Source organism: Luteibacter anthropi (assembly GCF_011759365.1).
Lineage (GTDB): Bacteria > Pseudomonadota > Gammaproteobacteria > Xanthomonadales > Rhodanobacteraceae > Luteibacter > Luteibacter anthropi.
This window is the reverse complement of sequence record NZ_JAARLZ010000016.1, coordinates 43,321-58,602: the sequence shown is the minus strand read 5'-3', so window position 1 is coordinate 58,602 and position 15,282 is coordinate 43,321. Positions and strand designations below refer to the sequence as shown.

Genomic DNA, 15,282 nt, shown 5'->3' with positions numbered 1-15,282 from the left:
CGTTCGACGTCAAAGGGAGCCTAAATCATGCTGAGCATCGATCAGACCCTGCTTGAGCGCATGCCCTGGCTGGCCCAGCATCCGCGCCTGCGCAAGCCCCTGGTGGGCATGCTGGAAACGCTGGCCCACGAGGATCGCTTCAACCGCACCCTCGAAGTCGCGGGTACGGCAAAGGGTTTCGAATTCTGCGAGAAAACGCTCGACTACCTGCGCGTGAGCTGCAGCGTCACCGAGCGCGAGCGCGAAAACATCCCCGTCGATGGGCCGCTGCTCGTCGTTGCCAACCACCCGCTGGGCATGGTCGATGCCATCGCCCTGATCCAGTTGCTCGGGTCGGTGCGCCGCGACGTCCGCATCCTCGGTAACGACGTGCTCAACGCCGTGCCCCAGCTGGGCAACCTGCTGCTGCCGGTGGATGTCTTCGGCAAGGGCGCCGGCTCGCGCATGCGCGCCATCTTCCGCTCCATCGAGGCGGGCGAGGTGCTGATCCTCTTCCCGGCCGGTGAAGTGTCCCGCATGAGCCCCGGCGGCGTCCGCGACGGCAAGTGGTCGGACGGCTTCGCCCGCATCGCCATGCGCACAGGCGTGCCCGTATTGCCCGTGCACATCAACGCCCGTAATTCCGTGGCCTTCTATGGCCTGTCCATGCTGGCCAAGCCGCTCAGCACCGCGATGCTTCCGCGCGAGGCGACCTCGGGCAAGCAGCGCGTGAGCTTCCGCATCGGCAAGCTGGTGGATGCCGACGAACTCAAGCAGGTCAGTGGCGGGTCCACGGAGCAGGCGGCGAAGCTCATGCGTCGCCACATCTACCGTGTGGGCGCGCAGCGTGGCCTGATCTTCGGTGGACAGACACCGCTGGCGCATCCCGAGCCGGTGGAGCGCGTGGCCGCCGAGCTGGACAAGGCCGAGCTGCTCGCCGAGCTGCCCGATGGCAAGAAGATCATCCTCATGCAGGGTTCGTCGGACAGCGCCGCCCTGCGCGAGATCGGCCGCCTGCGTGAACTGACCTTCCGCCGCGTGGGCGAGGGCACCGGCAAGCGCCGCGATCTCGACGCCTACGATCCCTACTACGAGCACCTGGTGCTGTGGGACGCCAAAGCCCTGCGCATCGTGGGCGCGTATCGCTTCGGTCACGGCGGTCGCATCATCGGCGAGCGCGGCATGAACTCGCTTTACACCTCAAGTTTGTTCGACTACTCGCCGGCGCTCGAATCACGCCTGGCGCAAGGACTTGAGCTGGGCCGCAGCTTCATTGCGCCCGCCTACTGGCGCTCGCGCGCCCTCGACCAGCTCTGGCAGGGCATCGGCCTGTATCTGCAGCGCCACGGCGACCTGCGCTACCTGTTCGGCCCGGTAAGCATGTCCGTAAGCATGCCGCGTGAGGCGCGGGAATGGATCGCAGCCGCGCACCAGCATTTCTTCGGCGTGCAGGGTCTTGCGGCGGCCCGCCAGCCGTTCGTGATTCCTGAAGCCACCATCGATTCGGTGCGTGCCGAGCTGGAAGGCCTTGATCCGGCGGCAGGTCTGGGCCGGCTCAAGCATCGCCTGGACGCTCTTGGTGTCACCTTGCCCGTACTTTATCGCCAGTATGTCGATCTGGTGGAGCCTGCGGGCGTGCAGTTCCTTGCGTTCGGTGAGGATCCCGACTTCTCGGGATGCGTCGACGGCCTCGTAATGCTCGACCTGGCCTCACTGAAACCTGCGAAGCGTTCACGCTACCTGACAAAGAATGCCTGATTTTTCAATGAGGTAGGCGGGAAGGGTCTGCCTCTAAGAAAAAGTGGTATTTATCAAAGTTACGTGAAAGAGTTACAAATCTGTCATACAATGCCGTTAAAGTGGGCTTAACAACTGTCACCACCGGTTCGCAGGATGTGACGCCGGTCACGTAGAGCCTACGTAGCACTTTGGGGACAAACCAGGACGAATCGCACAACCCGGCACGTTGCCGGGCGTCCCTTCGTCTGGCCATTTTTTCGTTGCAAGCCACAGGGTCGACCATTAAATGAATAGCCGAATCCGCGCCAAACTCTTGCCGCTGGCGATCGCATCGCTGTTTGCGGCACCTGCATTCGCGCAGGAAACCTCCGCCACGATCAGCGGCCGCATCCTCGATGCCGCCGGCCAGCCGGTGGCCAACGCCACCGTCGTCATCGTGCACGAGCCGTCGGGTACCACCAAGACGGTCACCACGGACGCTGCCGGTCGCTACAACGCCCTGGGCCTGCGCACGGGCGGTCCGTTCGACGTGACGGTGAAGAAGGACGGCGCGCCGTCCGCCCGTCAGGACAACATCTTCCTGGCCGTCGGTAACGACACGGCCGTGAACCTCACCGTGGGTGCCGGCGCCGCCAGCAGCGCCGACGCGACGGCGCTCTCCGCCGTGACCGTGTCCGCCGTGTCGGGCCAGTTCTCGTCGGAAAACAAGGGTCTGTCCACCTCGATCTCGCAGGAACAGCTGAAAAACACCCCGGCTCCCAGCGGCAACATCGCCGACATCGCGCGTCTCGATCCGCGCGTCACGGTCGATCACGGCACGGGCGCCATCTCGGCGAACGGCCAGAACACCCGCATGAACAGCATCAAGGTCGATGGCCTTGGCGTGGGCGACCCGTTCGGCCTGAACTCCACCGGCATGCCGACCGTCGGCTCGCCGGTGTCGATGGACACCATCGACTCGTTCAACATCTCCACCGCCAACTACGACGTCAACTCCGACACGATCGGTGCTGAAATCAACGCGGTGACGAAGTCCGGTACCAACGATTTCCACGGTTCGGTCTACTACGGCTTCAAGAACGCCAGCAGCATGGTCGGCGACGCGGGCTGGCTCAACCAGAACCGCGGCTACACCGAGTTCGACCGCAACTGGAAGAGCGGTGTCACCATCGGTGGCCCGATCATCAAGGACAAGCTGTTCTTCTTCGCCGGCTTCGAAAAGGAAGAAGTGACCGGCCTGAGCTCGGGTGCCGTCAATGGCCTCGATCCGTCGCTTGTCAATTCGACCTCGAACAAGATTTCGCAGACCGATCTGACCAATACGATCAACGGCGCGCGCAACATCGGCTTGAACCCCGGTACGCTCGGCGCCAACGCCGGCACGCTGACCGACAAGCGTTACATCGCGAAGATCGACTGGAATATTACCGACGGTCACCGCATGAACCTTGCGTACTCGCGTACCAAGGAAGTCAAGCCTAATCCGCAGGGCAATAGCGTCAACAGCATCGGCCTTTCGAGCTACTGGTACACGGTCAACTCCGACATCAAGAATTACACCCTGCAGTCGTTCGACGACTGGAGTGACATCTTCTCGTCGGAAACCAAGATTGGCTACAGTGATTACGGCCTGAACCGCTCGGTTGCTACGCAGCAGCCGCAGGTCACCGTACGCGTCAACAACGGCACCAACCCGGGTACCTCGCCGACGATCAACCTCGGCGAAGACCAGTACAGTCACTACAACGTGGCTTCGGTGAAGACGTTGAACGCCATGTGGGCCGGCACGTTGTACCTGGGCGACCACACCATCAAGGGTGGCGTCGAGTGGGAGCGTAGCCGCGTCTACAACCTGTTCGGTCGTACCGAATTCGGTGCCTACACCTTCGATGGCGCGGCGCGTCTCGCCGCAGGCGACTACACCCAGTACGTGCTGTATCAGCCGGCGCCGGGTTACTCGCTCGCCGATATCGCCGCCAAGGTGGAGCTGCGTCGCCAGACCTGGTTCCTGCAGGATACCTGGCAGGCCTCCGACAACCTCTCGGTCCAGTACGGCATTCGCGTCAACAAGTACCTGACGGACGACCAGCCGATCTACAACCCGACCTTCCAGCAGAAGTTCGGCTTCAGCAACGCCAACACCATCAATGGTAGCAAGCTGATCGAGCCGCGCCTGTCGTTCAATTACACCTTCGACAGCGAGTACAAGACCCAGCTGCGTGGCGGCGTTGGCCTGTTCCAGTCGGATCCGCCGACCGTCTGGCTGGCGAACCCGTACCAGAACAACGGTATCAACATCGCCACGTATACGTACAACCGCCAGCCGAACGGCCAGTGCACGCTGGGCAACAGCAAGACCACGATGGCCTGCCCGCAGTTCAGCCCGGATCCGCTTGCCCAGAAGATCAGCGGCGCCGGCACCATCCCGCAGATGGCCGTCGATACCGTCGACAAGAACTTCAAGCTGCCGAGCGTGTGGAAGTCCTCGATTGCCTTTGATCGCGAGCTGCCGTGGGATGGCATCATCGGTAGCATCGAGTGGCAGCATCTCGAGGTGAACAACGGCATCTTCTACCAGAACCTCAACATCGGTAACCCGACCGGCAAGCTGCCGGACGGTCGCTTTACCTACTACGGGTGCATTGGTGGCGCGACGCCGCTGGGTGGTCCGACCGGCGCTACCAACTGCGCGGCTCTGCCGAACGGCCAGGTCAGCAACGGCACGACCAATAACTTCAATCGACAGCGTTCGGACAATCGCTTCGCACAGGCTGTCACCTACCTGACCAACACCAAGAAGGGCGGTGCGGACACGGTGACTCTGTCGTTCAGCAAGGCCTTGCAGAACGGCTGGGCCTGGAGCGTCGCTGCGACTGCCGGTCACTCGACCGAGGTCAATCCGGGTACTTCCAGCCAGGCCAGCTCGAATTACTCGAACAACGCCTGGTACAACCCGAACGAGGACGTCGCCTCGACCGCGAACACCAACATCGGACGTCGCCTCAACGCCTCGCTCACCTGGCAGCACAAGTTCTTCGGTGACTACAACACCACGGTCAGCGCCTTCTACGACGGCCACGACGGCGTGCCGTACAGCTGGGTGTTCTCGAACGATGCCAACGGCGACAGCTACGCCCGCGACCTCGTCTACATCCCGAAGGGCCCGGGCGACGTGATCCTGCGTAACTCCGGTGGCACCGCGCCTGCCTCGCAGCAGCTGCAGGACCAGTTCTATTCGTACATCCAGAGCGACGACTACCTGCGCAAGCACAAGGGTGAAGTGGCCCGCCGCAACGGTACCCGTTCGGCCTGGGTGAACCAGATCGACCTCAGCATCAGCCAGGAAGTCCCGGGCATCTTCGCCGGCAACAAGGGCGAAATCCGTCTGGACATCTACAACGTGCTGAACCTGATCGACAAGAAGTGGGGCCAGCAGTCGTACATCGGCTTCCCGTACACCCGTAACTTCGCCGCCTTCGGTGGTGTGGACCCGGTGTCCGGCAAGTACATCTACAACCTGCTCACCGACGCGAACGGTAACTATCAGCCGGGCCAGAAGACGATCTACGACTCGCCTTCGGACAACAGTGCGACCAAGGTCAACCCGGTCTCGCGTTGGTCGGCTCAGCTGACCCTGCGTTACACGTTCTAAGCCGGCTCCGGTCGCAAAGGACGAAAGCCAGCCCCGCGAGGGGCTGGCTTTTTCTTTGGGCGGACTTGACCCCCGTGGGCGCCCCGCGTGATCCTAAGAGGTCCGCTCCAGACCCCGGAGCGGAGTTCGCCGCTAATTCGCGGTCAGAAGGACATGTAACTCCATGAATGCCAACCAGTTCGGAGAACCGGTCTCCGGCAAGACGGTCAGCGCCCGCGTTTCGCCGGCCGGCGGTCTCGATATCCTCTCCCGCAACGAAGTCGCCCGCCTGCGCGACGCCAGCGGGTCCGGCCTCCACCAGCTGCTGCGCCGCTGCGCGCTGGCCGTGCTCACCTCGGGCAACCTGTCCGACGAGCCGGGCTCCATCTTCGAGCAGTACCCCGATTTCGACATCCAGGTGCTGCAGGAAGACCGCGGCATCAAGATCGAACTGAAGAACGCCCCGGAGCAGGCCTTCGTCGACGGCCGCATCATCCGCGGCATCAACGAACTGCTGGTCGCCGTCGTGCGCGACATCGTCTACATCTCCACGCAGCTGGAGACAGGCGGCTTCGACCTCGACGAAACCGTGGGCATCACCCATGCCGTGTTCGAGATCCTGCGCAACTCGCGCATCCTGCGCCCGCAGGTGGACCCGAACCTCGTCGTCTGCTGGGGCGGTCACTCGATCTCGCGCGACGAATACGAATACACCAAGCGGGTGGGCTACCAGCTTGGCCTGCGAGGCATGGACATCTGCACGGGCTGCGGCCCGGGCGCGATGAAGGGCCCCATGAAGGGCGCCACCATTGCCCATGCCAAGCAGCGTCGCAAGGGCAACCGCTATATCGGCGTGACCGAGCCGGGCATTATCGCGGCCGAGTCGCCGAACCCGATCGTGAACAACCTCGTGATCATGCCGGACATCGAGAAGCGTCTCGAAGCCTTCGTGCGCCTCGGCCACGGCATCATCGTGTTCCCGGGCGGCGTGGGCACGGCGGAAGAAATCCTCTACATGCTCGGCATCCTGTTGCTGCCGCAGAACAAGGGCATTCCGTTCCCGCTGATCTTCTCCGGTCCGCAGGCGTCGGCGCCGTATTTCGAGCAGATCGATCGCTTCCTGCGCCTTTGCCTGGGCGACAGCGTGGCGGAGCACTACCGCATCATCATCGACGACCCGGCGGCCGTGGCGCACGCCATGGTGGCGGGCATCGACAAGGTGCGTAACCACCGCCTGGACAACAAGGACGCCTTCTTCTTCAACTGGGCGCTCGACATCCCGCTGCCGTTCCAGCAGCCGTTCCGCCCCAACCACGAGGCGATGGCCGGTCTCGCGCTGCACCGCGACCGTCCGCGCCACGAGCTGGCGGCCGACCTGCGTCGTGCCTTCTCGGGCATCGTGGCCGGCAACGTGAAGGAAGAGGGCGTGCGCGCCATCGCCGATCACGGCCCGTTCGTGATCGACGGTGAGCCGGAAATCATGCGTGCACTCGACGACCTGCTGAAGGCCTTCGTCGAACAGCACCGCATGAAGCTCCCCGGCGGCACCGCGTACGAGCCCTGCTACGTGGTTCGCACCTGAGCCGGCTTTCCGCCCGCTGAACGTGATGCCGGGGCACGGCCCCGGCATCACGATGCCTAGACGGCACTCCGAGCGAGGATGCGCGACCTGACAAGCGCCTACGGCCGGAGTTGCCCATGCTCGTTACCATCCTTCTCGTCATCCTGCTTCTTGCCCTGGTCGGTGGCCTGCCCACCTGGGGCTACTCGCGTAGCTGGGGTTACGGTCCCAGCGGCGGCATCGGCGTGATCCTCGCGATCATCCTCGTCTGCTGGTTGCTCGGCGTCTTCTGACCATGCCGGCGTTCGTGGCCGGAATGCGACGGACGCACGGTCCGGGCCGGTTGAACGCGCGATCATGAGGCCATGGACGCCTGCTACGAACTCATGCCGCCCTGGGCGGTGACTGGTGGCGCAAGGAGCGCGCTGCGCGCCCTGGGCATCGATCCCAGGGCCGCGCTGGGTGCCTATGGCGTCTTTCCCCGTATCGAGCCCGGCAGCTATGCCCCCGTGGTCTGCTGCGTGGATGGGCATCCTTCCCTGCACGGCAAGCGCTGGGGCATGCTGCCCGGCTGGTCCGATCGGCTGGCGCTGGCGGCCCGTACGGCCTTCGTCGAGGCGGATGGCGCCCATGAGCGACCGGCCTATCGTGAGGCCTTCGGAAGTCGCCGCTGCCTCGTTCCGGCGACCGGACTGCTGGTGGCGCAAGACCACGACGACGCCTTGCTGGCGCGCCCCGTCCGGGGCCGCCTGCTGTGCATGGCAGGGCTCTGGAACCGCTCGGGGGACGGGGTGCTCTCGTACTCCCTGCTGGCCAGGGGCCTGAACGACCGCCGTGACCCCGTATTCATCGCGCCGGATGCATGGTCGGCCTGGCTCTCGGGCAGCGCGGAAGAGGCGCGTGAGGCCCTGGCCGGGCAGGCGCATGTCGAGCTCCGCTACTATCCTTCACCGTACCGGTCGCCGATCACGGCCTATGCCCATGCCGGTGACGAATACGCCTGATTCGCCGGAGGACCTGCCATGCCGCGCCGCTTCCGCCCGGTTCCTGATGCGGAGCCTTTGCCATCCGGCACATCGCCGCCGCCGCTGGACCATGAACCCGTGGAGCGTCCGGGTCCCGATCCCGACACCGATGGCGAGCCGCTGGAGCATTGATGCCTCGTTCTTCCACGCGCTGGCCGGGTCGCATCCTGCCGCGTGAGTTCTTCCAGCGCGATCCGCGGATCGTAGGGCCCCTGCTGCTCAACAAGGTGCTCGCCTGCGCCGATGGCCGGGCAGGGCGCATCGTCGAGGTCGAGGCGTACTGCGGGGCCATCGATCCGGCCGCCCATACCTATCGCGGCAAGACGGCACGCAATGCAGTGATGTTCGGGCCGCCGGGACACATGTATGTGTACTTCACCTATGGCATGCACTGGTGCTGCAACACCGTCTGCGGTGAGGACGGGGAAGGCTCCGGCGTGCTCATCCGGGCACTGGAACCGATCGCCGGTATCGAGCACATGCGCGAGGCCCGCCCGAAGGCGAAGAAAGATCGCGAGCTGTGCAGCGGCCCGGCCCGCCTGACCCAGGCGCTGGGCATCACCGGCGCACAGAACGGCATCGACCTGGTGCGCGCGCGGGACGGCTATACGGTGGTCGACGACGGCACGCCTGCGCCGGAAAACGTGCCCGGCTCGGCACGCATCGGCATCCGCGAAGGCACGGACCTGCTGTGGCGCTGGTATGTGGCGGGCAATACCCACGTTTCCCGTGCCTAGGACGGGGCTGGCCTCGTGATGGCCCCCACCGTTAGGCTTACGTCCACCCAGTCAAAGGAATGTCGCATGAAGCGCATGTTCGTCATCGGTCTCGCCACGCTGCTCGTCATCGGCAGCGCCGCCGCGGACACCTATCGCTCCGGTTCGAAGGTGCTGGGCAGTGGGGACAGCGAAGGCCGCCTGCGCGAAGTCATGGGCAAGCCGGATCGCGAAACGCCCATCGAAACCTCGCGCGGTGGCCTCCGGGGCTATCGCCTGGAATACTTCCGCGACGGCAAATCCGTGCAGTTCGAGGTGGTCAACGGGCGCATCCAGTCGATCACCCAGATCGACAGTTGAGTGGATGAAACGGAATGTGAAGACAACGCTTGACAGCCCACCCCGATATCCACAAAATACGTAGCTCCCCGCCCGAATAGCTCAGCCGGTTAGAGCACTTGACTGTTAATCAGGGGGTCGTTGGTTCGAGTCCAACTTCGGGCGCCATATTCGAGAAGGGCCAGCAGAAATGCTGGCCCTTTTCTTTTTCGAAGCTGCTGCCGATCACGCAGGTCACTAGCTCTCTAAGCAGGGTACGCCGCGCGGACGTTTCGTAGCATTGGTCCAAAAATTAGCGACGCTAGTCTGGCGAGCTAAATCAGGTAAAGTCCGGCCCTATGGCACTTCATCCCATTCCCGGCGGTCTGCTCATCGCCATCGAAGGCATCGACGGTGCCGGCAAGACGACCCTCGCACGCACCCTCAGCGACGAGCTGACGCGTAACGGCGCCACCGTGTCGCTCAGCAAGGAGCCGACCACGGGGCCGTGGGGCATGAAGATGCGCAATTCCGCTGCGGAAGGCCGTCTGACACCCGACGAAGAACTGGACCTCCTGATCAAGGACCGCAAGCAGCACGTCGAGGAACTCATCGGCCCCGCGCTCGCCAGGGGTGAAGTCGTCATCCTCGACCGGTATTTCCCTTCCAACGTGGCTTATCAGGGCGCCGCAGGGCTGCCAGTCGACAAGGTCATGGAAGCGAATGCCTTCGCACCGCGCCCCGACCTCCTGCTCCTTCTCGACCTGCCTCCGGCCGTCGGCCTGAGCCGCATTCGCGCACGTGGCGATGCACCGAATCTTTTCGAGACAAACGACAATCTGTCGCGTTGCCGGGAGATTTTCCGCTCGCTCGATCTGGCGCATACGGCGGTCGTCGATGCGTCGGCCGAGGCAGATGCCGTGGCCGTGCAGGCCATGCAGCACGTGCGTGCGGCCATCGCGCGAAAGCTTGCTCACGGTTGAGGCTGTGCGCTCAAGGCGAGCGATCGCCTGAAGGTGCTTACGCCACTTGTCGCAGGTGTCCCGCCGTATCGAAAGCCACGCAGGAATGCGTGGCTTTTTCGTTGGGTATCATCGCGCGCAATCGCGGGCGTCGGCCGGGTCGGAGGCGTCGGTACGTATGCGCCCCGCGAGCGCAATGACGATGGACATGGCGGTCGCTGACTGCTTCCTTGCGCACAATGTAAGGGTGTGGCCCTGGATGACGGTGCCATCGGGTTTGAAATGAACCATGGTTGGCTGGCGACGCCCTGTGCGGAAATGGGCATCCAGCGGCGGATGCCCGATGGAAGTCACGATGCCGCCGCGTTGCCGGGCACTCCAGCCCCCGGCCCAACGCCGTGTGCCGTCGTGGGCGATGACGTGCACCGGCTCGCCAGTGGTGATGGCGAGTAGCCGGGCTCGATCCAGATCGGCCCGTAGTTCCTCGGCGGCAATACGCAATTGCCGGCGCATGGTGGTCTCCCGATAGGCCGGCACGGCGAAGGCGGCCAGCAGGCCCACGATGGCAAGCACCACGACCAGTTCGGCGAGGGTAAAGCCCGGGGAAGGGTGGTGTGGCATCGGATATCCAGGCAGGGCGCCTGATACTGGGTTTGTCAGCAGTCATTCGCCGCCAGCCGGCTACGTCACGCCGCGTGGGCGCCCGCGCTTTAAACTCGGGGTCCGCACCCGCATTTCGTCATCTATGACTGATCGCTTCCAGCTCGTTTCCCCCTACAAGCCGTCCGGCGACCAGCCGGAGGCCATCCGCAAGCTCGTCGACGGCTTCGAGGCCGGCCTGGCGGCGCAGACCCTGCTTGGCGTGACCGGCTCGGGCAAGACCTTCACGATCGCCAACGTGATCGAGCAGGTGCAGAAGCCGACCATCGTGCTGGCACCGAACAAGACGCTGGCGGCGCAGCTGTACGGCGAGTTCAAGGAGTTCTTCCCGAACAACGCGGTGGAGTACTTCGTCAGCTACTACGACTACTACCAGCCCGAAGCGTACGTGGTGGCCTCGGATACCTTCATCGAGAAGGATTCGAGCATCAACGATCACATCGAGCAGATGCGCCTGGCGGCCACGAAGGCATTGCTGTCGCGCAAGGATGCACTGATCGTGGCGACCGTCTCCGCCATCTACGGCCTGGGCGATCCGGAGGACTACATGAGCCTCCGCCTGATCCTCTCGCGTGGCGAGCATATCGACCAGCGCGCGCTGATCCGCCAGCTCACGGAGTTGCAGTACATCCGCAACGAGATGGAACTGCGCCGCGGTACATATCGCGTGCGCGGCGAGGTGATCGACGTGTTCCCGGCCGAATCCGAGAGCGAGGCCCTGCGCATCGAGTTGTTCGACGGCGATGTCGAAAACCTCTCGCTGTTCGATCCGCTCACCGGTGAAACGCTGCGCCGCGTACCGCGCTACACCGTGTACCCGAAGACCCATTACGCCACCACGCGGCAGAGCGTGCTGAACGCGATGGAGACGATCAAGGTCGAACTGTCGGAGCGCCTGGAGCAGCTGTATCGAGACAATAAGCTCGTGGAGGCGCAGCGCCTTGAACAGCGCACGCGTTTCGACCTGGAAATGATGGCCGAGGTGGGTTTCTGCCAGGGCATCGAGAACTATTCGCGCCACATGACCCGCCGAGGTCCGGGTGAGCCGCCGCCGACCCTGTTCGATTACCTGCCGCCCGATGCACTGATGGTGGTGGACGAATCGCACGTCACCGTGCCGCAGCTGGGCGCCATGTACAAGGGCGACCGTTCGCGCAAGGAAACCCTGGTGGAGTTCGGTTTCCGCTTGCCGTCGGCGATGGACAACCGTCCGCTGCGTTTCGAGGAATGGGAGCGCCGCAAGCCGCGCGCGATCTACGTATCGGCGACGCCGGCGAAATACGAACTGGAACAGGCCGAAGACAATATCGTCGAACTGGTGGTGCGTCCGACGGGCCTGATCGATCCGGAAGTGGAAGTGCGTCCGGTGCGTACGCAGGTGGATGATCTGCTGGGCGAGATCCGCCTGCGCATCGCCATGGGCGATCGCGTACTGGTCACCACGCTGACCAAGCGCATGTCGGAAAACCTCACCGATTACCTCTCGGAACACGACGTCAAGGTGCGCTACCTGCACTCGGACATTGAAACGGTCGAGCGCACCGAAATCATCCGCGACCTACGCCTGGGCGAGTTTGACGTGCTGGTGGGCATCAACCTGCTCCGCGAAGGCCTGGACATGCCCGAGGTGTCGCTGGTGGCGGTGCTGGATGCCGACAAGGAAGGCTTCCTGCGTTCCACGCGCTCGCTGATCCAGACCATCGGCCGTGCGGCACGTAACGTCCGTGGCAAGGCGATTCTCTATGCGGACGAGATCACGCGCTCGATGAAGGACGCGATGGACGAAACCGCCCGCCGCCGCGAGAAGCAGATCGAATACAACACGGCCCACGGCATCACGCCGAAGACCGTGGTCCGCCGCATCGCCGACATCATGGAAGGCGCGCGCGCCGACCTGGGCTCGCGGGGCAAGGGCAAGAAGGGCAAGGATGCGAAGAAGGTCGCCGAGCAGGCCGCCGACTACGCCAGCCTCAGCCCGGAGCAGGTGGGCGTCACGATCAAGAAGCTGGAAACCCGCATGTACAAGCACGCCCAGAACCTCGAATTCGAGGAGGCGGGCAAGCTGCGCGACGAGATCCACCGCCTGCGGGAACGGGCCCTGCGATGAATTTTCACCTGACCCCTTGCACGAGGGGTTGGGTGCCGGTAAACTGCGCAGCTCTTCCGGGCGGTTAGCTCAGCGGTAGAGCACTACCTTGACATGGTAGGGGTCACAAGTTCGATCCTTGTACCGCCCACCACTTTCCCTCCATCGGGTTAGTGGCATGAAGACCAAGACATAAGGAGCCCGTGAGGCTCCTTTTTCTTTGCCTGTGTTTTGGCGGTTGATTCATTCATGTGCGCGACTGTGCGTGGGCGTGCGCCGTTGGCGCGATGAGCGGTGGGGACCGGGGCAAGCGGAGCGCTTGGCGTTCCCTTCGGCCGCACGTCGCCTGGCCCCTTCGGGGCGCGGACGCCGGAGCGGGATTTCCCGATTAGACGCCGGTGTTGCATCGACCGGTTGAGATCGCCCCTCCCACCGATTCGACCCCCTGTAGGAGCGCGCCTCGCGCGCGACCGGAAGTATCCCGTGCCTCGCCTATATTCGGTGAAAGCCGATCGCGTCGGCGATCAGTCTTTGCGACATCCCACCCTTGCAGGAGCGCGCCTGGATGGAAGTGATGAATACGAACGGAAAAGTCGCGACGCCAGATTGGCCAGGACGTCCGGCCTTTGCAACCGGAGCAGGATCACAAGTTCGATGGCGAAAATACCTCGGACCACGATCGTTCGGCACTTTGCGTCACGTCCTGATTGTTATCTGGCATCACCGAAAACCGGCTGAGTTCTTGCGGCCGGTACGTACTGATTAAGGAATATTTCAGTCCGTTAAGCGGTAAACAGCAGCGGGCATGTCGCCGAAGTCGACGCTGATGGCGTTCGTGCTTTGTCCAACGGTCTCCCATAAGCCCGTCCAGAAATTCAGCTTCTCGATTTTCGTACGCCATTTGTTCAAGCCGACAAGAGTGATTGGTGTAGGGCCGTTATTTCGATTTACGAATACAACGATATTCGAACCATTGTCAGGATTCGTGAACTCGCTAGCCATGATGTTCTGCGCTGGCAGCCAGCCGACCACGGCGGCGGTCGGGACCCCGAGCCAAGGCGCTACGAAATCGACGTAGGTATATCCACCTAGCGCATCCTGGACCTGATGCGTGAAGCCAAAAACACTTTGTTGTTCGATGGCAATGTCTCGAGGGTTGTTCGAGGCATCGAGCATGCCGAAGTACTGTTCCCAATCGTGACTAAGGAAGTTCGCCGTGCCTCGTCCACCGAAAGCATAGAACCATGCGGCGAACCACCGAAGTTCGTGGAACGAGGCGTGCCTTGGATCGTATGGGCTCCCGGTGGGTACGGCTTGTTGCACATTCTGTAAGAACGCAATCGGGATAACTCCGCGAACGTTTGCCTGTTGCGCAATGATGCTCGCATTTGCGGTCATAAGTTGCTCGCGGGCCGTAGTGCAGCTATCTAGTGCCGCATTGAACGGATAGATGTCGTAGGCGATGTAGTCTGGTTTTATTTTGTCCAAGGCAGATATGACGTGGTCGGTGTAACGGGCCACCATCGCGTTGAACTTTGTCCGGTCTACCAGGGTGTTGCTATTACAGTCGATTCCAATATCGATGGGCTTGAGGGCATCCGGGATATCCTCCGGCGACTTTGGGCCGTTGAGGCTTGCATCGTTTGCGTTGACTGGTACCAGATTTACGAAAATTTTCAGATCTGATAGTAGAGGTTGGGCGCGGACACAAGCGACCATAGACCCTAGATTTGAATGTGTGCTGGAAGGTGGTTCGTCTTTCAACTCGAGGCCGAAAAATGAATCTGGATGCTGTTTTTTAAGCGGCACGAGAAGCGCATTGATTCGATTGGCAGTGTAGCTGTCGCAGCTGAACGTGCCAGCGCCCTTATTAACGGCGTCCTCGAACGTCCATCGTTCCATGGTAAGAAATTTTCCACCTCTGGCTTCGATGGCTGATGCCATGAGTTCGGTTTCTGCCGTCGTAGCGGAAGGAAGCATGAAGTATTCGACGCCCGCCGTCTGGAGATTTGTGACGGCTTTCAGTGCCTGATCCAGGTTCGTCATGTAGCACGTGTTCTGGTCTCCCGAGGTATCGGCTGGGCAGTTACTGGTCGCCGCCATCATCGCGAACGAGCCACTCGGTGTTGGTGCGCTTGCTTTCCCTGTTCCTGACATCATTGCCGCCGCTGTTATGGCAGCAAAAGCCCACGCTTTCGAATTTCCCATGTGTCGGTTCCTGGTGAGGTGACTCGGTTCGCCTACGCTTCCTGTCGCGAATCTACATCGGAATACCTGAGGTAGGAACGAATCCGGAAATTCATCGCGCACGGGTTTTTGACGTATCAAGGAATTTATGAGTGGAGAATGGTTGCGAGAGGCAGTCGCACAAGGAGACCGATCATGAAGGGATTCACCCATTCGCAATACGCACAGTTCCTGCCTTTCGGTAGGCGAGGTAAATACAAGAACAGGGCAACTTTATGCGGGCGCCGCCTACAGACAATTCTGTGTTGTTTTGTTACGTTGTCACCGCTGCCCGCGCTCGCGTTTCACTCGTACTTCGCAGGCAGCCTTCGCTCCAAGGCGGTGGGGGCGTGGAACCGGGGTGATTGGCGTCACCCC

12 protein-coding genes and 2 tRNA genes are annotated in these 15,282 nt (G+C 62.6%); 12 read left to right on the top strand and 2 right to left on the bottom strand.

Annotated elements, in window-relative coordinates; translation table 11 throughout:
* Positions 1 to 27: 27 nt before the first annotated feature.
* The 10 genes from olsF (at position 28) to tmk (ending at position 9,953) form a co-directional block, all read left to right on the top strand.
* Positions 28 to 1,737 (top strand): bifunctional ornithine lipid synthase OlsF, encoded by a 1,710-nt coding sequence (gene olsF / locus HBF25_RS21140; RefSeq protein WP_166952556.1) that lies wholly within the window; start codon positions 28 to 30, stop codon positions 1,735 to 1,737.
* A 268-nt stretch (positions 1,738 to 2,005) separates the two neighbouring features.
* The gene (locus HBF25_RS21135) at positions 2,006 to 5,371 is read left to right on the top strand and encodes a TonB-dependent receptor (RefSeq protein WP_166952554.1); all 3,366 of its coding nucleotides are present in this window, start codon (positions 2,006 to 2,008) and stop codon (positions 5,369 to 5,371) included.
* Positions 5,372 to 5,534: 163 nt separating this feature from the next.
* Positions 5,535 to 6,932 (top strand): nucleotide 5'-monophosphate nucleosidase PpnN, encoded by a 1,398-nt coding sequence (gene ppnN, locus HBF25_RS21130; protein ID WP_166952552.1) that lies wholly within the window; start codon positions 5,535 to 5,537, stop codon positions 6,930 to 6,932.
* Between the two features lie 116 nt (positions 6,933 to 7,048).
* Positions 7,049 to 7,204: a DUF3309 family protein gene (locus HBF25_RS21125; RefSeq protein ID WP_166952549.1), complete on the top strand. Its 156-nt coding sequence runs from the start codon at positions 7,049 to 7,051 to the stop codon at positions 7,202 to 7,204.
* 72 nt (positions 7,205 to 7,276) lie between these two features.
* Entirely contained in the window at positions 7,277 to 7,915 is a 639-nt protein-coding gene (locus tag HBF25_RS21120; protein WP_166952546.1) for an SOS response-associated peptidase family protein, read from the top strand.
* 18 nt (positions 7,916 to 7,933) lie between these two features.
* Positions 7,934 to 8,068, top strand: coding sequence for a hypothetical protein (locus HBF25_RS22485; RefSeq protein ID WP_279588233.1), 135 nt, complete (start codon positions 7,934 to 7,936; stop codon positions 8,066 to 8,068).
* Positions 8,068 to 8,673, top strand: coding sequence for a DNA-3-methyladenine glycosylase (locus HBF25_RS21115; protein ID WP_166952543.1), 606 nt, complete (start codon positions 8,068 to 8,070; stop codon positions 8,671 to 8,673). The genes HBF25_RS22485 and HBF25_RS21115 overlap by 1 nt, the downstream gene beginning before the upstream one ends.
* Positions 8,674 to 8,739: 66 nt before the next feature.
* Positions 8,740 to 9,012, top strand: a complete 273-nt coding sequence (locus tag HBF25_RS21110; RefSeq protein WP_166952540.1) for a hypothetical protein — start codon at positions 8,740 to 8,742, stop codon at positions 9,010 to 9,012.
* 70 nt (positions 9,013 to 9,082) lie between these two features.
* Positions 9,083 to 9,159, top strand: a tRNA-Asn gene (locus HBF25_RS21105).
* 170 nt (positions 9,160 to 9,329) lie between these two features.
* Positions 9,330 to 9,953 (top strand): dTMP kinase, encoded by a 624-nt coding sequence (gene tmk / locus HBF25_RS21100; RefSeq protein WP_166952537.1) that lies wholly within the window; start codon positions 9,330 to 9,332, stop codon positions 9,951 to 9,953.
* A gap of 108 nt (positions 9,954 to 10,061) precedes the next feature.
* Here tmk and HBF25_RS21095 read toward each other — a convergent pair whose 3' ends face one another.
* Positions 10,062 to 10,553: a GspH/FimT family pseudopilin gene (locus tag HBF25_RS21095; RefSeq protein WP_166952534.1), complete on the bottom strand. Its 492-nt coding sequence runs from the start codon at positions 10,551 to 10,553 to the stop codon at positions 10,062 to 10,064.
* A gap of 124 nt (positions 10,554 to 10,677) precedes the next feature.
* On the opposite strand from HBF25_RS21095, the gene uvrB reads away from it, so the two are divergent.
* Both uvrB and HBF25_RS21085 read left to right on the top strand, forming a co-directional pair.
* Positions 10,678 to 12,699 (top strand): excinuclease ABC subunit UvrB, encoded by a 2,022-nt coding sequence (gene uvrB, locus HBF25_RS21090; protein ID WP_166952531.1) that lies wholly within the window; start codon positions 10,678 to 10,680, stop codon positions 12,697 to 12,699.
* A gap of 58 nt (positions 12,700 to 12,757) precedes the next feature.
* Positions 12,758 to 12,832, top strand: a tRNA-Val gene (locus tag HBF25_RS21085).
* Between the two features lie 620 nt (positions 12,833 to 13,452).
* Here the strand turns inward: HBF25_RS21085 and HBF25_RS21080 are convergent.
* Entirely contained in the window at positions 13,453 to 14,886 is a 1,434-nt protein-coding gene (locus HBF25_RS21080) for a hypothetical protein (RefSeq protein ID WP_166952528.1), read from the bottom strand.
* Between the last annotated feature and the right edge of the window lie 396 nt (positions 14,887 to 15,282).